Origin of the sequence: Chryseobacterium sp. 22458, assembly GCF_052044975.1 — a bacterium.
GTDB lineage: Bacteria > Bacteroidota > Bacteroidia > Flavobacteriales > Weeksellaceae > Chryseobacterium.
In genome coordinates this window covers 416068-433326 of the sequence record NZ_JBQEOA010000004.1, presented here as the reverse complement: position 1 = coordinate 433326, position 17259 = coordinate 416068, and the positions used below count along the sequence as shown (strand labels likewise).

The window sequence follows — 17259 nt, the reverse complement described above, 5'->3', positions numbered from 1 at the left end:
AGATCCGTATATCAGATCTGCAAAATACTGTTCTCTTCGAATGTAAAAAATGATCAAAAAACTTTAAACTAAAAGGTCTTCGTCATATCTGAAGGAATAATCAGATTAAATTCTGTCGGAATATAATCTTTTGCCGGAATTTTTAACTCAGGATCTTCTGATTCAAATACAGAGATCACCGCCATTTTCAGATTGGGGTTTTTCTGTCTGATATACCAATAGATCCCTCCGAATTCTTTACTGTGGTAATTTCCGTTGTAATGAATAAAGGTTTTACCAGCCTGAAGGTTTTTCAGGATAGATTCTGCCATTGTTGCATCTTTGGTAGCCTGGGCAGAGATAAAATTCATCACTTTTGTTCCTTCGGCGTGATCGCCCATCATTTTTTTCATCTCTTGATATCCCGGTGTATCCAAGGTAACTTTAATCGGTAACTGAGCAATATACGTTTTCTCTTTATCATTGAGTTTATTTAAAGATTCCAGTCCTTCTTTCGAGGTTTGTGAGGCATATCTTCTCGGAATATTGGTTGCAATGAAGTTCAGCTTTTTATTTTTTGCAAAATCTACCAGAGGTTTATAATCCGTTGCATAATTATTCCATAAACGGGCGGAGTCTTTCAGGGTTTTTGCATCAAATGTACCGTTCAGGTATTGGTTCAGCTGAGACTGATTGTCTCTTTCAAACATTTCCGCTCCCAGAATAAGCTGTCCGTTTTTCTTTGCATATAAAGCTTCGGTAATCTTCAGCTGAAGCCAGTGATTGATAGAGCTGTTATGATTTTCGCCAAAAAAAACCACATCATAGTCAGCCAGATCTTTAACGATCTTATCTGTTTTTACTTCTTTTCCTTTTTTATCATAAAACTGATAGGCCTTTAAGTCCTGCGCACTTATTGTACAGAAACCTGCGAGCAGTATCGCTACAAGGATATTCTTCATTTTAATTATTTAAACACAAATTACACAAATATTTTGGCACGGAAAGTAAATTTACACCTACCATTCCGAATAAAAAAGACCGCTTTGAATTTTATAAACAAAACGGTCTCCATTCAAATCATCTAATTATTATTGTTCTAATGTTGCCACAAGATCCTTCCACTCCTGAAGTTCAGGAATTCCCGGCTTTCTTTTCCCGAAGAACTGAACGATGAAATCCCCTTCTTTGTTGAATACTTCGATAGCTGTTACTTCCCCGTCTTCAGTAGGTTTTTTCACGATCCATGCTTCTGCGATTTTGGTGACATCCAGGTGTAAATTGAAATCAGGATCCATGACATTGAACCACTGCTGGTGCCAAAGGGTTTTCTTCACATTTCCGGTATGAATCTGAATAATTCCTCTGTTTCCTACGAACACCATGATAGGTGTCCCTTTTTCAGAAGCATCTTCAAGGATATTCACAACTTTTGCATTATCAATTTTCTTTGTGAAACCTTCCGGAGCCAGCCTCAACGCCTGTGTTCTGCTTACACCGAATTTTCTTGTCATCATGAAGAAATCATGGGTATCTTTTAATTCCGTCCATGCTTTTTTGAATCCTTCTACATCAATTTCAGCGTCTGCTTTTTCTGCCTGTTTCGGAGCTACTGCTTCAAAAGTGAATGCCTGGTTCTGATCTTCTGCTTTAAATTTTTCTACAATGGCATCGAAAGCTTCTTCATTACTGTTCTTCGTCAGATAGATTTTATGAAGCGCCAGTCCGTCCTTACCGAAGAACTGAAGGCTTTTTTTATCTCCTTCCACTACTGCGAAGGCAGATTTCCAGTGGTTAAGGAAAATTCTGAGATCGATATCCTCGCCTACGAAAAGCTGCGCATGCGGACTGCTGAAATCTCCATTCTGGTACACTCCTTTTCTCTCATGAACGCATTCGTCATTACGGGTAAGAGCCATTACTTTTCCCAATTGCTCAGCTTCAGTAAGAATTCCCGGGAAATCAGGGTTCAGAACAGTTACTCCCTCCCCGATTCCTGTAACCAGTAGCGCGGCTTCGCTTACTCCTAATTGTGCTGCGGCATTTCTTATTCTTATATGTGGATTTTCTGCTTTCAGAGCTTCCCATTTTTCCTTTAGATCATTCACTAATGTGCTCATTATTTTATTTTTTTATGGTTAAAATTGTATAAATTCTATGTATTGTTTCGTTTCCTGTTTTACTTTTTATCTCTTCTTCTTTTTCAGTGATTTTCATTCTTTTAAAATGGCTTCCGGAAATCAGTTCTTCCATTTCATTATTGTTGTATAAGGTAAAATTATACGCTGTAAATGGCAGTTTCTCCATAAAATCCCTTTGGGCGAAAGTAAGAACGAATGTTCCGTCGTCTTTCAGAACCCTGTAGATCTCGTTTAAGAACTCAACCGGGTTTTCCCAGAAATACACGGTATTGACTGTAAATATTTTATCAAAGGTCTCATCCTGAAAAGGAAGTTTTTTCCCTTCATATAGTATGAAATCTGCCTTATCACCAAAGTCTTTATTCAGTTTTTTGGCTTCCTGATGCATGGTTTCGGAAATATCAACTCCTGTATAGGCCAGGTTTTGCGCTAAGCCCAAAATATGTTTCAGGTGTCCTGCATTTCCGTGTCCTATTTCCAGGATATGCTCACCGTCTTCAATCAGAAGAGTTCTGACACTTTCCAGCGTCATACCGATGTTAGTGACATTCATCATTTCACCAATCTCAATGCCTTTTTCTCCCTGAGGGTTGGCAAGGTTCTGTGCGAGGGTTTTTAGTTCTTCTTTTTCCATGGTTATCCAAAAATGATCATTGGGTTATTCGTAATAGGGTGTTCGCAGATGGTACACGGAAAGTTATAGGCGCTGCTGATGGTCTCAGCAGTGAAAACTTCCTGTGGGGTGCCATATGCGGATACTTTCCCTGATTTCATTAACAGGATTTTGTCTGCAAACTGGGCTGCAAGATTCAGATCATGTAAAACAACAATGGCGCTGTTGGCTTTTTTTGTAAAGTTTTTGATGATCTCCAATGCTTTATACTGGTGTTTTATATCCAGATTGTTCAGCGGTTCATCCAGAAAAACCAGTTTGTGGGCAATTTCATTCTGCAGCTGTGCCATTACTCTTGAGAGATGTACACGCTGTTTTTCCCCTCCGGACAAGGTATTATAATCTCTGTCTTTCAGATGAAAAATATCGGTTTCATACATCATATTGTTCAGCGCTTCCAGATCCTGCTTTCCGGGCTGAGCATCAAAATAAGGGTATCTCCCCATCATGATCACGTCTTTTACTTCAAGAGGAATATCATTGCTGTTATGCTGGGAAAATTTGGCCTTATGCTTTGACAGTTCTTTTACATTCCATTCTCCGATGGGTTTATCTTTAAATAAAATTTTCTGTCTTCCGGCTTTCACTTCATCCGCCAAAACACTCAGAAGGCTTGATTTCCCGGCTCCGTTGGGTCCTACAATCGCAAGAAATTCTCCATATCCCAATGAGACATCTATCCCATCCAGAATACGGAATTCTTTATGTTTATAATTAATCTGGTGTGCCTTAATCATTACAGCGTTTTTTTAAATTTAATCAAAATAGCAATAAAAATAGGTCCTCCCATCAGTGCTGTCAGAATCCCGATAGGTAATTCTGAGGGTGCTACGATACTTCTGCTGAATGTATCTGCCGTCAGCAGCAAAATACTTCCGCATACGGCTGACAAAGGCAGGATAAAGGCATAATTGGATTTGAATAAAAGCCTTAAAATATAAGGTACAATAAGTCCTACAAAGCCAATGGTTCCTGAAAATGCCACGCATGTACCAACCATTAAAGCAACTACAATAATGATCTGCTTTTTAAGTTTTTCCACATTGATTCCCAGGTGTTGTGCATCTTTTTCTCCCAACATCATTGCATTGAGTGCTTTTCCTTTAGGGAGAAGAATAGTATAAGCAATAGCTGCTACGATGGCTAAAATAATATTTTTCGTCCAGGTAGCTGCTGCAAGACTTCCTAAATTCCAGAATGTCAAATCCCTGAGCTGCTCGTCTTTTGAAATATAAATCAAAAAACCTGTAATGGAAAACCCGATCGCCGTAATGGCAACTCCTGTGAGAAGCATCATCACTACATTGGTCTTTCCACCGTTGGTTGAAATCCTGTACACCAGCATCATGGATAAAAAGGATCCTATAAAAGCTGCAATACCTACCAGTGAGAACTGTACAGCTTCAGGAAGATAGTGCTTGAAGTGCACTCCTAAAACAATCGCAATTGCCGCAAGCAGTGTTGCTCCTGATGTAAGTCCTATTAAATCTCCCGTCGCCAAAGGATTTTTGAAAAGCCCCTGAAGACTTGTTCCTGAAACCGACAACATGCTTCCTATTAAAATGGCCATGATAATCCTGGCTGCTCTTACATCCCATACCACATATTTATCACTGAGTGATACAGTGGAATCTCCTTTGATAACCTGCCATAAAATTTTGAACGCAGATGCTCCGCCAAAATCATAGACCCCGGTATTCAGTGACAGCACTGCTATGGTAACCAGCAGCACTGCACTTATAATAAGATAAAAGTATAGTTTACTTTGTGCTTTCAATTAAAAGTTTGTTTAATCCTACTGCTGCTTCTCCTAGTCTCGGTCCAAAACCTGACACTAAACCTCCGTCCATTGCGATGATCTTTTTATTCTTCCCTGCATTGGTCTGGGAAACTCCCGGCATTTTAAGCGCTCCTTCGTTTCCACCTGCTCCCTGTAGGCCTGTTTCGAAGAAGAACAATACATCAGGATTAGCTTTTACTACGGCTTCCGGCGTCAGTGGTTTAAAGTCGTCAAAATCATTCACGGCATTTTCTCCGCCTGCAAGAGTGATCAGGGAGGCCATTGGTGTATTTTTGCCGGACACCATCAGCATATTTCCTCTGGCATAGATGAATAGTACTTTCGGTTTTTTAGCGATAGGCTGTACCTGTTTCAGATCTGCATCAATCTTATCATTTAATTTCTGATACTCTGTATTTCCGATAGCTTTTGCTACTTCTTCAATCAGTTTTTTGGTTCCTTCAACGCTATATTCCTGTTTAAAAATTTCGGTTTTGATTCCTGAAGATTTGATTTTCCCTAATAATTCAGGGTTGATATCTTTATCGGAAGCTAAAATTAACGTAGGACTTACCGCCATGATCGGCTCAATGGTCATTGATCTCATGTGTCCCAAATCTTTAGCTGTAGCTTTCAAAGAGGTGGGATAAGTACTTGTAACATCTGTTGCCACAATTTCTTTTTCATGGCCAAGAGCTGCTACGATTTCTGTAATTCCTCCGTTTAATGTTACGATTTTATTGTTGGTTTTCGGTGCTTCAGAACTGGCTTCTGTAGTATTTTCTTTTGCTGTTTCTTCTGCTTTTTTGCAAGAGTATACTGCTACAAGAACAGAAGCTGCAAGAATGAATTTTTTCATGATATACTATTATTTGATTATTTTATAAAGGTTTGTATTCAAATTGGGGTCTTCCACGTTCTCCTGCCGTGTTTGTGATTCTTGTAAATCTTAGTTTAAAGTAATATCCTTCGGCATCTTTGATCACATAGAATCTGTCGCCATAGACTTCAAGCCCGTTGGCACCCACAGGATTCCTCCAGTTTCCGCCAATAGCCCTCTGGTCATTATAAATAAACCTCGAAGGATCAATATCCGAAATTTTGAAGTTATTATATGCTTCCACTCCCGATCCTGAAGTTACTTTCACTTCATAAGCACCTACTCCGCCTACATTATTAGTAAGAACGAAATCTGCATAGATGTAACTTCCCGCACCGTCAATGAGATTGGTAAATACAGTAAAGCACAGATCCCATTTCTTTTTTTCCGGCTGTATGGTTACTTCACTGTTTTTAGCCAGGCTGACAAAATTATAGTTGTAGTTTGTATTTTTGGTGATCGTTAATTCTTTATGGCTTATCGCATTAAGTTCAGCATACTTTATCTTGTAGTTGATTCCTGATCTCACCACCTGCACTTTCATCCACCCTCTGCTGTCTCCTCCTGTAGTAACAGACCCTGCAGGGACACTACCGGTGTAGATCTTTTTCCCCATATTAACCAGATAAACGGCATTATCAGCATCGTTGTATTTAATTTCTTCTATGGCTGTATACCCCGAAGGAAAGTCTCCCTTTACATCATCAATAAAGACTTCGTTGGCAGGGTTGAAGTTAGCAACCTGTACCTGGTTTTTCAATGTGGCTACACTTGATTCTGTTACCAGATCTATATCTGTAGCACCAGGTATTTTACCTGCCGCCATCATGATAGAAGAATTTAAAATTACTTTAAACGAATTTCCCGTATAGAATGCAAAATCCCAGTCTGTTCTTGTCGTTGCAACTTCCGTATTGGTTCCCAAATCAATCCAAACCTGGTTGGGTTGGGTGGCTCCCCCTACTTTTGGATTGACAACCTCCCCGTTAGAAGGTGCTACCATAATAGCGTCTTCATGATCATTAATGCATGACTGAGAAATAAAAGAAGCGCCTATTAAAAGGGTAAATAGTATTTTTTTCATTCTTAATCCGTTAAAAATTATAATTTAATCTGGCAAAATAGCTTCTGCCATAAAATAGATTCTGTTGACTTGCAGCAGCATTGTGACTGTTTCCAGCCTGAATTGTATTTTTGACGCTGGTAACATCAAAAATATTTTTTACCCCCGCACTGATTTCAAAATGATTATTAAAGAAAGGCTGGCTCACTGTAAAATTCAGCATATTGAAATCTCCGACTTCACCTAAAATATACTGTCCGGGATCTTTTGGATCCTGTGCGTTTCCTTTATGGGTATATCGCTTCTGAGTTCCCGTATACTTATAATAAAGAGCAAACAGCGTTTTGGTGTAAGGCAATGTATAATTTGCTGCCAGATTGGCTTCTGCATAGAAATTATAATCGTTGGGAGAATAAACATTTCCTGTATTGAGAACCTGGGAAATTCCCATCACTGAAACTCCGGCGTTTACGCTAAGATCACCTTTTCTGACATTTATCCCTCCTCCAAACAGTAAGGATTTATAATTGTCAATATTTAAAAAGGTCATTTGTAAAGGGCTGTTGTTTACAATCACACTTTCTATTCTGTCTTTTACATCCAAGAACATTCCTGATGCACTGAAGTTAAATTTCCAGTCATTAGAATTTGCCATCGCATAATCCCAGAATATCCCTGTTGAATACCCGGTTTCAGGTTTCAGGTTTTCATTTCCTCTGATGTCATGGTTGTTGTCAACAACAAAAGTATAGAGTTCATCGTAAGTCGGGAACCTGTTTGCGGAACCGAATACCAAACGGATATCAGATTTCTCGGTCGTTTTAAACCTTAATGTGGTTGAGTAATTATATTGGGAATCAAATTTATCACTTAAAGCCAGCCTTACCCCGGGACGTATAGAAAGCCAGTGGGTGGCATTCCATTCTGCTGATAAGAAATTGGCATAATTGAAGATGGAACGTTCAATATCTTTTCCGTTATTATTGCTTTCAAACGTTGTAGATCCGGCAAAACCTTTTGTTCTGTCCAGCTCATACCCTATCTGAAAATTGATTTTTTCACTGTCTAAAAAATTACTGAACATCCCTCTTGAATAGAACACGTCCGATTTGTAAAAAGTCTTATTGGGATCTCTTGACAGCTCCTGTCTTGAGGGAACATCATAACTATACAGCTGGGATTTTCTTTCCTGAGTCTGATAGGAAAAATCACCATTATAATTGATTCTTCCCATTTTCGTCTGAATGTTAAACTGATGAATCCATCTTTTTGTATCGTAGTCGGTATCTTTTGAAGTGTAGGTTCTGTTACCGCCTCCCAGATACTGCTCTTCTACCAGCGGGTTATAATAATGGATTTTTTCTGAAAGAAAATTCAGTTTATAATAAAAACTGGTGTTATTTTTACTGTAACGGATGACTCCATTGGTCGTGATCTGATCTTTAGGCTGCCAATCGTAACCACGCAGTCCGTCATTGCTTTCACTGAAGTACTTATACCCCCGAAGTTGACCTTTATAGCCCTTAAAGTCATTATGATTAATATCTGCTGCAACAGACCAGTTATCATTGATTCTGTATCCTACATTTAAAGACTGGATATGACGGCCGTTTCCTTTCTTAAACCAATCATAATCCTTATTAACAGTTTCTTCCTGTAAAGAAGCCTGGATGCTTACTTTTTTACCATAATTCTTTTTGGTAATAATATTGATGACTCCTGCCAAAGCATTATTTCCGTATTCCACCCCCATGGCTCCTTTTACCACTTCAATACGTTCAACATTGTTAACGTTAATCTTCGTAAGATCTACCAGATTACCCAACCCTTCGTCACTTACAACAGGAATATTATCAATAAGGATCTTGGTATATGCGCCACTCAATCCCATGATATTGGCACTTGAATTTCCGGAGCCTTTATTGGGTTCTATTAAAATATTAAGGTTTTGATTTAATACTTCGGCAACATTGGTTACAGCCATATTTTTAATCTGCTGCGCATCAATCACTTCTACCTTATATATTGATTTACTAATCGACTGTTGTTTATATTGTCCTGTTATGACAACTTCATCAATATTTTGCTTATTTAAAGAATCTCTTTGTTGAGCATTCATCCAAAAAGCAAATGATAGTGACAAAACGGTAATCACTTTCTTCTTCATAACTATTGAGAAAAATTTTCAGCAAATATAAAACTTTATTTAGAATCATTAAAAATAAATATATACTTTTGTGTAATAATTCTAAATAAAAATAATCTCATGAAATTAAAATTACTTTTAGGAACTTTGATGCTTACAGCCTTCACTGCAAATGCTCAGGTATCTAACATCAATGAAAATTTCGATAATTTTACCGCAGGGAATACTACTTTCCCACAATCCGGATGGTCTGCCATTGTTGCACCGATGACCGGAGCAATGCCACCAGTATCTCCCCGGATGATTGTTGCAGGTAATTCTGACAAATTTATTCAGTCGTATGCCGGAAATAATGCAGCAGGATCTTCATACCTGATTTCTCCACAAATTGAAACTCCTACAGGAAATAAAACATTGACTTTTGATACAACGCTTGTAGCTCCATCACCTGGACCGGGAAGTATCCAGGTAGGAATAGCTTCCAACCCTGCAGATATGTCTACATTTGTTGCTGTCGGAAATCCTGTTGATGTAGCGACTATTGGGACGGTTCAGAATATAAGTCTGAACATTCCGGCTTCAGCAGGTTCTTATATTGTATTTAAATTCACACCTACAACAACGCACGTTGCGATCCAGCTTGATAATGTAGTTTATAACACGACTGCTTCTTTAGGCGTATCCGACAACAATAAAACAACAGAAAATTTCAGATTCGCCTTAAATTCTGATCAGACTGCATTAGAGTTTGTATCAAAAAAAGATCTTAAAAACGTCCGTATTTACTCTTCTGCAGGTCAAAAAGTGACAGAAGGAAAACCCAACGGACAGCGATTTGACATCAGTACACTTCAGACAGGGGTGTATTATATGAATATTGAAACAGCTGATGGCAAAACCGTTCAATCCAAGTTTATCAAAAAATAAAGATTTATTAGACTATTATTTGCTCCTTAAAGCCGGCGGGACCTTTCCTGCCGGCTTTTTTTTGAAACTTTTTACATCCTGTCCCTTTCAAAACACGACAAAAATCATGTTTTTATTTAGAATGATTAAAAATAAATATCTATTTTTGTGGAATCATTCTAAATAAGGATTTAAAAAATAAGTTATGAAAGCAAAATTACTTTTGACTTCTTTGTTTGCACTTTCTGTTCAGCAGACAGTATTGGCACAAACTGATGCTAACGGATATACAACCGTTAATATGTCTATGGGAGCTAATTATCAAAACCGTGTGTTTTTTGATTTCAGTACCAACAATATGGTTTCACAGCCTGCTAACGCATGGGATGTAGCGTTTTACAGAGCTTCCATGACCAACTTCGGGACCAGAATTAATGATGCTTATGATATCAAGGTATACCAGGCTTCAGACAACCCTGCAGACTGGAACAATATCACCACGAATAACGTAGCTTCATATGGAGAGCCTCTTTTTAATCCTGACAATACTACCGCTATCCAGAACGGAGCATTCGAACAGGGTTCTGCGGCCTATGGATGGGGAGATTATAATGTTATCAACCACCATGTGGAAGGAAAAGTAATATTCATTATGCAATATGCTTCAGGGGCATCTGTTAAATTTATGATTGAAGATTATTACGGGGGATATACTTTCAAATATGCAAAATGGAATCCTGCAACTTCTTCATGGGATGCTACACAGACAAAGACCATTGCTAACGGATCAGATGATGCCTATTTCAATTATTTTTCATTTAATACCAATGAAAAGGTTGCCAGCCTTGAACCGGCTAAAGCTGACTGGGATCTGATGTTTACAAGATATTATACAGATTATCCTTATACGGATCCGCAGGGAAATCCGCAAACTATGAAATACAGAATGTCCGGAGTTATTCAGAACCCCAATATTTCTGTAGCAAAAGTAAGACCTGAAACCCAGGAAACAGCAACGTCTGCTATTCCGGCCAGCACGGCATTCTCAAAAAATATCACTGCTGTAGGTCATTCCTGGAAGCCTACATCAGGAGTTTATTCTGATGCAGTATACTACATTAAACAGGGCTCAGATTATTACAGAATGTACTTTACTTCCAACGAAGGATTTGCTACAGGAAATATGTACTTCAAATACAAGAAGATCACTGAAACATTGGGAATCACCGAGGTAGGTAAAAAAGCAAGCTTCGGAATTTATCCTAACCCTACTACCGCTGACAAAAAAGTAACGGTTCTGTTTGACGTAAAAGAAAAAGCGGGTAACAAAGGAAGTGCAGAAGTATATGACCTTACAGGTAAAAAAGTATACGCTACTGAACTAAGCAATCAGGCAGGGTTCTATAAACAGGATATGAACCTTTCTCACCTTCCTTCAGGAGCTTACATGGTGAAAATCACATACGGTGGTCAATCGGAAACGAAAAAACTTATCGTGAAATAAACATTTTATTTTAATACTTTCTATTTTTTCTAATAAAAAGGCGGTTTCAAATTTCTGAAACCGCCTTTTATTCTTTTTAAATAAGAATTCAGGAATGTCAGAATTCCTTACTTCCTAGTATATTTTAAAACCTTTATACACTTCTACCGAACTTTCCATCATTTTGGATGCATCTTTGCGGAAATCCAGCAGATGGTCCTGCCCGTTGTGTCTGTTGTGATGATCAACACTTTCCCATAGCTCGATCAGGAAAAAGGTTCCTTTATTATCTTTATCCTCAATAAGGTCATACTGCAGGCAGCCTTCTTCTTTTCTGGTTTCTTTCACCAGGTTCTGAAACAGCTCCACTGCCTCCATCAGATAATTTTCATTAAACTTAAAAAGTGCAATGATATGTAAATTCATGTTCTAATATTTAGTGATGTAAAAGTAAAATATTTTCAAAACCAAATATATTTTCAGAGCATTTATTTTTCAATACCGGTTGTATTTTTTAATTGAAAACTGATTTATAAATAGTTATGGAACTCATAATGATCACCAGCAATCCGATAATCAGAAACATTTTCTTCACAGGAAGCTTAGCGGTAAGCATGGCAGAAAAAGGAGCAGTAATAATTCCACCGATTAAGAGACCTAGAATAATATTCCAGTGCTGAATACCCAGTGTAAAGAAAAAAGTGATTGCTGCGGTGATGGTCAGGATAAATTTAGCAACTGTAGAACTTCCAACCGCAAACCTTGGGGTAAAGGCATTTTTTATCAGCGTTCCGGTAACCAGAGGTCCCCATCCCCCACCGGCAAATGAATCTATGAAACCACCTATGACGCCGAGTCTGGTAAGATTCGTTTTCTTTTTCAGGGCTTTATTCTGTTTTTCTTTAAACGCATTCGAAAAGATCTGTATTCCCAGATACAATGTATAAAAAGCAATCAGTGTTTTGGTGATTTTAGCATAATATTCTCCCAGATAGGTTAGTGAAACAGCGCCGATGATAGCCCCGATCACAGCCGGAATGGCCAGTTTTTTAACGAGGCTTTTGCTTACGTTTTTTAGTTTGATGTGGCTTGCACTTCCTGCAGCTGTTGTAAAGCTCTCTGCAGAATGAATGCTTGCGCTTACAATATGGGGCGGGATATTAAGCAGCATTAAAGTTGTTGTACAGATCACTCCATATCCCATTCCCATTGATCCGGCTACGATTTCAGCAAAAACACCTACCAGAAGCATCCAGTAAAAAATATAATTATCTTTGGCCAGTATATTGAAAAGCTCATCCAGATATCCCAGCTCATACATAGAAAATATGCCAATGCCTACAATGGCAACCGTTACAAAAAGTACATTTAGCCTTACCTGGATTTTTCTTGAAATTACCATAAATAATATATCGTTTCGGTGTATTTGTGATTCTTTTGAAGCAATGCAAATATCTGATAAAAATATTATCCTACCAAAAAGATAGACTACTAATTCAAAAAAAAGGACCGGGTCAGTCGACCAGATCCATTAAAGTTTTTTTCTCCAGAATGTTGAGAGAGGCATCCCGTACTTCAATCAGCACATCATGCAGTCCGCAGTGATCTTCATTACAGTCTTCACATTTTTCATAGAAATTCAGACTTACACAGGGAAGCATTGCAATAGGCCCATTTACAAGGCGGATGATCTTGGCTAATTTTACATTTTCAGGATTTTCTCTTAAAAAATATCCTCCTCCTTTTCCTTTTTTACTGTCGAGAATATCCGCTTTTTTCAATTCAAGCAGAATATTTTCCAAAAACTTTAAAGGAATCTTTTTATGTTCCGCAATTTCGGAAATCAGAATCGGGCCTTCATTTCTTTTTTCTACAAGATATGAAAGGGCCTTAAACGCATATTGAGATTTTTTTGAAAGCATTACAGCAAAAATAAGAAAATTGTTTAATATTTGAAATGAGAAAAACGAGAACCGGTTTTAGAAGGCTGGAAGCTGAAAGAAAGAGGCTGGAAGTTAATTGCAATGATAATTACTAACACTCAACAACATCATAAATTTACTTTAAACAGAATAAAAATAGCCAATGCTTGTTTTTAAGAGCTCCATTACTTCCACCTTGCAGCTGCTCAACTCCTGCCTATTCAAATCTTACGTTAAAATAAAAGCCTTCTTTGCCTTTTTGCCATTAAATCATTATGTTTGTCTCATGTTCAGTAAACAGGAAGCACAACAGTTAAAAAAAGACTTTTGGACGGCTTTTGGAAAGTCTTTCCCGAGAAAATGGATTCTCTATGATACCAAAGTCAAGGATATGGCATTCAAATTTTCTGCAGATAATAAAAAAGCAGAAGTGTCATTAGATATTGAAATGAAGGATGAAATCTTCCGGAATGCTTATTATGAAAAGATATGGTCTCTGGAAGATATTTTAAAGGAATTTATCGGAGATTTTCATAAGGACGAGCATTACAGTCTCGAAAACGGAAAGGTGATCAGCAGGATCTGGGTTGAGAAATCCGGCGTCTCGGTCTTCAACAAAAACACCTGGCAGGAAATTTTTGAATTTTTTGTCGACAAAATGGACGGCTTTGAAAGGTTTTACTACGAATATGAGGATTTTATAAAGGATATTTGATATACTTACGAAAATAATACTAAAATACACTTAGGAATAAGATAAAAAAGAAACTTATCTTTGCTTCATACCACTTAAACTAATAGATGAAACTAACTAACGTGATTAAAAATGAGAAAAGTGTACAAAAACATTTTTGGGGAAGTCATCTCCAAAAGCAGCGCTGTAAAGCAAAGTGAATATCATCTGTATTATTACGAAGAGGGTTCAGATTTTTTGAAAGAAATCGAATTTATCAGTGAAGACAGCATATACAACATCAATTATTTTCTGAGTGACGGAGAAAATGAGGAGCAGGTATTGGATTACCTGAAAGAAAAATCTGATTTTTTCGATATTGAAAAAAGAGAAACAGTTGATGGATTTATTATTTCCACCAACAAGCTTTATTCTCTGTCTGTAGATGAGCTGCCTTTGGTATCTAAAACAGTATTTAAAACCGATGATCCGGAAAATTTTATCTGCTCACAGGTTATTGACAACGAAAGCGGAGAGCCACAACTTGAAAAGACTATAAAATGCTGGTATACCACCGATAAAAACGGTGAAATATATGCCGCTATAGAATGCAGCTACCAGGAAGACGGAAAGCTTGAGCTGGCTGTTGATAAGACTTCAGATCCTGACCATGAAGAAAACTGGATGCATTATGATTTTGATACATTCCAGGACCTTCAGGAGCAATGTCCTTCGGATATCAGCTATTACAGAACTGCAGCATTGCTTCCAAAAGAGACTTACCAGAAATAACCGGATCCTTTCAACATCTTATTTTATCTAACCAAATTTTTTATGGAAAGCAACTCAATTTTTTTTGCAGACGGAAGTGATCCGGAAATGATTGCAGCCTATCAAAAGGCTCAGGAAACTTTTAAATATTTTTGGAGGGAACAATCATGGGAATATAGAAGAATTATTCCCGGTCTTAATGTAGCCTGTGTAAAAACCCTTTTTGAAGAACGTGATGAAGAAACCGGGGAAAGCCTGGTAGAACATATGTGGATCAATGAAGTGGATTTTGATGGTGAAAATGTTAAGGGCTACCTGATCAATGAACCTCACAGCCTTCAAAACATACAGGTTGGTGATTATGTTGAAATTCCGATGAGCCATCTCACCGACTGGCTATTTGCAATTACTCCAAGTGCACCACAGCCTAAAGGTATTTCTAAATTATTTTCGTCCTCTACTCCTGCTCTTCCTAAAACATACGGCGGATTTACTATTCAAAAGATGCGGGCTGATATGTCTGAACCGGAAAGAAGAGAACACGATGATGCCTGGCAGCTGGATTTTGGGGACTATAATGATATTCAGGTAGTCAACAATCAAAAAGAAAATCCTGAGAATCTTATCGAACATCCGATGAGCAAAAATATGAAGGAAAAATTTGTTGAATTTTTACAGCAGAATCCTGATGAACTCCTTCATGCGGATGAGAACGGACTAACGCTTCTTCACAGAGAGACCATCGCAGGAAATCTCACTATTGTGCAGGCTGCACTGGATGCAGGGGCTGATAAAAATGCACTTTCCGGGAAAGGGAAAACCGCTCTTGATTATGCCAAAGAACTTAAATGGGAGCATATTATCCCGGTACTGGAGCACTGACTTTCAAAAAACAAATAATTTTCAGACAAAAACATATTTATATCATTTAAATTCAATACCTTAGAATACAACTACAATACCTACTAATCATGAAAAAAATAATATGTTTCCTGTCCGTTATTCTTTCATTCACGGTGGTCTGTGCGCAGGCTAAGAAAGAAAAAAAGTTTGTAGAAATCTATAATTCAGCTCCTGAAAACTACAGCAACCCTATTTTGGATCTCCAGAAAAAATATTATCTGGAAATGAAGAGTTCTATTTTGCAGAATGAAAAAAAACTGGGTGAAAGTAATGTTAATGCCATGCTGATTTACAATCAGGACGAGTTTTACAGAGCTATACGAAATGGTAATTCAAAGTTCGGTATGAACAGCCAGCAGACAAAAACTGCAGATCTTATATATGCCAGCAATATTACTTCTAAACTGGACCTTTATAAAGATATGGTTTTAGAAAAATTACATTCACTTCTGGCCAGTAGATAAACAGATTTGGATATTGAAACAGAGGGAGGTTTACTCTCTCTTTTTTATTTATAGGCTAATCTCAGATCAGATTACGAAAATAACGATATGCTTTTCTGAAATATTCAGCCTTCTTCCGGATTTTAAATTTGTAACGAAACAGGTTTGATAAATGTCTTATTATAAAAACTCTATGAAAATAATTTTATTTTCCACCATAGTTTTCTGTATATTGACATCCTGCCATTCGGTCAGGAGTTTACACACTGCTCATCCCGGCATCAGTGATTCTTTGAATATTGCCATCAATAAAATATATCATCAAAGATCATTCAATGGTTTTGCTGTTTCTATTGTGAATGATGAATCTACCTTATACCAAAAAGGGTTTGGCTTTTCAGATATAAAAGAAAAGAAACGCTATACGGAAAATACCATCCAGAATATTGCTTCCGTTTCTAAAACGTTTGTAGGAATTGCTCTTTTAAAAGCACAGGAGCTGGGAAAACTGAAACTGGATGATCCTGTTCAGAAATATTTACCTTTCAAAGTACTCAATCCCAATTTTCCTCAGACCCCGATTACCATTCGCCACCTGGCAACCCATACTTCTTCTATTCTTGATAATGAATTTTATCTGTCTAAAAATTACTTTCTGAAATCCAATCAAAATTTAAATGGTTTAAAACTGAATTTTGATGACGAACAGGTATTTAATCCATCAGATTCCATCATTTCCATGTCCACTTATCTAGAAAATGTATTGACTCCAGCCGGAAAATGGAATAAAAACAGTTTTTCCCAACACCAACCCGGGACCATCTATGAATATTCAAATACTGGAACTGCTTTGGCTGCGTTTATTATAGAAAAAGCTACCGGAAAGACCTTCAAAGAATTTACCAAAGAATATATTTTAAATCCTTTAGAGATGAAAGATTCAGGATGGTCATTTGAAGGTGTAAAATTTTCAAATTTTTCCAGACTGTATGAAAATCCCAACACACCTCTTCCCTATTACCAAACCGCAACTTATCCTGACGGAGGATTTATTACAAATATTAATGATCTGAGTAAATATTTAACCGAACTTATTAAAGGCTACAACGGAAAAGGAACCCTTCTGACTGAGAAAAGCTATAAGGAATATTTTACCCCACAACTTACTGCCTCCAATTTTACAGAAAGAAATGAGAAAAATCCTTACAGTGAATCTTATAACTCAGGAATATTCATAGGCTTTGGCTATACCGGATATATTGGCCATACGGGTGGCGATCCCGGCGTCATGTCAATGTTATTTTTTGATCCTAAAACAAATCTGGGAAGAATCATGATCTTTAATACGAATTTTTCGGATAAAAAAGGGAATGATGCTTTTTATGGGATTTGGAATGTTTTGGAGAAGTATCAGGTAAAATTAAAAAGTACAAAATAATTACAATGCGCCCCTAAAGGTCAAGTATTGAATATATCTGGATGACCTCAGGTAAAGA

18 protein-coding genes are annotated in these 17259 nt (G+C 37.5%); 7 read left to right on the top strand and 11 right to left on the bottom strand.

The window, feature by feature from the left end; genetic code table 11:
* Window positions 1–68: 68 nt before the first annotated feature.
* The 8 genes from ACTJJF_RS16255 to ACTJJF_RS16220 all read right to left on the bottom strand — a co-directional run bounded on the left by ACTJJF_RS16255 (window position 69) and on the right by ACTJJF_RS16220 (window position 8683).
* Entirely contained in the window at window positions 69–941 is an 873-nt protein-coding gene (locus tag ACTJJF_RS16255; protein ID WP_312299605.1) for a ChaN family lipoprotein, read from the bottom strand.
* A 129-nt stretch (window positions 942–1070) separates the two neighbouring features.
* Complete coding sequence (locus ACTJJF_RS16250; protein WP_440700313.1) at window positions 1071–2099, bottom strand: hemin-degrading factor; 1029 nt, start codon at window positions 2097–2099, stop codon at window positions 1071–1073.
* Between the two features lie 4 nt (window positions 2100–2103).
* Window positions 2104–2754: a class I SAM-dependent methyltransferase gene (locus ACTJJF_RS16245; protein ID WP_440700312.1), complete on the bottom strand. Its 651-nt coding sequence runs from the start codon at window positions 2752–2754 to the stop codon at window positions 2104–2106.
* Window positions 2755–2756: 2 nt separating this feature from the next.
* Window positions 2757–3530 (bottom strand): heme ABC transporter ATP-binding protein, encoded by a 774-nt coding sequence (locus ACTJJF_RS16240; protein WP_312299612.1) that lies wholly within the window; start codon window positions 3528–3530, stop codon window positions 2757–2759.
* A complete protein-coding gene (locus ACTJJF_RS16235; RefSeq protein WP_440700311.1) occupies window positions 3530–4570 on the bottom strand; it encodes a FecCD family ABC transporter permease in 1041 nt (346 codons plus the stop codon). The genes ACTJJF_RS16240 and ACTJJF_RS16235 overlap by 1 nt, the downstream gene beginning before the upstream one ends.
* On the bottom strand, window positions 4554–5432 hold the full coding sequence (locus ACTJJF_RS16230) for a heme/hemin ABC transporter substrate-binding protein (RefSeq protein WP_440700310.1): 879 nt from the start codon (window positions 5430–5432) through the stop codon (window positions 4554–4556). Before ACTJJF_RS16230 ends, ACTJJF_RS16235 begins: the two co-directional genes overlap by 17 nt.
* A gap of 22 nt (window positions 5433–5454) precedes the next feature.
* Window positions 5455–6537 carry an HmuY family protein gene (locus tag ACTJJF_RS16225; protein WP_312299618.1) on the bottom strand — a complete coding sequence of 361 codons (1083 nt, stop codon included), beginning with the start codon at window positions 6535–6537 and terminating at the stop codon, window positions 5455–5457.
* Between the two features lie 10 nt (window positions 6538–6547).
* On the bottom strand, window positions 6548–8683 hold the full coding sequence (locus tag ACTJJF_RS16220; RefSeq protein WP_312299620.1) for a TonB-dependent receptor plug domain-containing protein: 2136 nt from the start codon (window positions 8681–8683) through the stop codon (window positions 6548–6550).
* A gap of 99 nt (window positions 8684–8782) precedes the next feature.
* Between ACTJJF_RS16220 and ACTJJF_RS16215 the strand changes: the two genes are divergently transcribed.
* Together ACTJJF_RS16215 and ACTJJF_RS16210 are read left to right on the top strand one after the other, a co-directional pair.
* The gene (locus ACTJJF_RS16215) at window positions 8783–9589 is read left to right on the top strand and encodes a T9SS-dependent choice-of-anchor J family protein (protein ID WP_312299622.1); all 807 of its coding nucleotides are present in this window, start codon (window positions 8783–8785) and stop codon (window positions 9587–9589) included.
* Between the two features lie 184 nt (window positions 9590–9773).
* Window positions 9774–11072: a T9SS type A sorting domain-containing protein gene (locus ACTJJF_RS16210; RefSeq protein ID WP_440700309.1), complete on the top strand. Its 1299-nt coding sequence runs from the start codon at window positions 9774–9776 to the stop codon at window positions 11070–11072.
* 114 nt (window positions 11073–11186) lie between these two features.
* Here ACTJJF_RS16210 and ACTJJF_RS16205 read toward each other — a convergent pair whose 3' ends face one another.
* The 3 genes from ACTJJF_RS16205 to ACTJJF_RS16195 all read right to left on the bottom strand — a co-directional run bounded on the left by ACTJJF_RS16205 (window position 11187) and on the right by ACTJJF_RS16195 (window position 12973).
* Window positions 11187–11477 carry a putative quinol monooxygenase gene (locus ACTJJF_RS16205; RefSeq protein ID WP_065397202.1) on the bottom strand — a complete coding sequence of 97 codons (291 nt, stop codon included), beginning with the start codon at window positions 11475–11477 and terminating at the stop codon, window positions 11187–11189.
* Window positions 11478–11565: 88 nt separating this feature from the next.
* On the bottom strand, window positions 11566–12453 hold the full coding sequence (locus ACTJJF_RS16200; RefSeq protein WP_440700308.1) for a sulfite exporter TauE/SafE family protein: 888 nt from the start codon (window positions 12451–12453) through the stop codon (window positions 11566–11568).
* 112 nt (window positions 12454–12565) lie between these two features.
* On the bottom strand, window positions 12566–12973 hold the full coding sequence (locus ACTJJF_RS16195; RefSeq protein ID WP_065399578.1) for an RrF2 family transcriptional regulator: 408 nt from the start codon (window positions 12971–12973) through the stop codon (window positions 12566–12568).
* 286 nt (window positions 12974–13259) lie between these two features.
* On the opposite strand from ACTJJF_RS16195, the gene ACTJJF_RS16190 reads away from it, so the two are divergent.
* From ACTJJF_RS16190 to ACTJJF_RS16170, 5 genes are all read left to right on the top strand, one after another.
* Window positions 13260–13688, top strand: coding sequence for a DUF4268 domain-containing protein (locus ACTJJF_RS16190; protein WP_312299632.1), 429 nt, complete (start codon window positions 13260–13262; stop codon window positions 13686–13688).
* 111 nt (window positions 13689–13799) lie between these two features.
* Window positions 13800–14438, top strand: a complete 639-nt coding sequence (locus ACTJJF_RS16185; protein WP_123841672.1) for a hypothetical protein — start codon at window positions 13800–13802, stop codon at window positions 14436–14438.
* A 42-nt stretch (window positions 14439–14480) separates the two neighbouring features.
* Entirely contained in the window at window positions 14481–15299 is an 819-nt protein-coding gene (locus ACTJJF_RS16180) for a DUF2314 domain-containing protein (protein ID WP_440700307.1), read from the top strand.
* Window positions 15300–15388: 89 nt separating this feature from the next.
* Window positions 15389–15784, top strand: a complete 396-nt coding sequence (locus tag ACTJJF_RS16175) for a hypothetical protein (protein ID WP_440700306.1) — start codon at window positions 15389–15391, stop codon at window positions 15782–15784.
* A 172-nt stretch (window positions 15785–15956) separates the two neighbouring features.
* Entirely contained in the window at window positions 15957–17201 is a 1245-nt protein-coding gene (locus ACTJJF_RS16170) for a serine hydrolase domain-containing protein (RefSeq protein ID WP_440700305.1), read from the top strand.
* Window positions 17202–17259 lie beyond the last annotated feature (58 nt).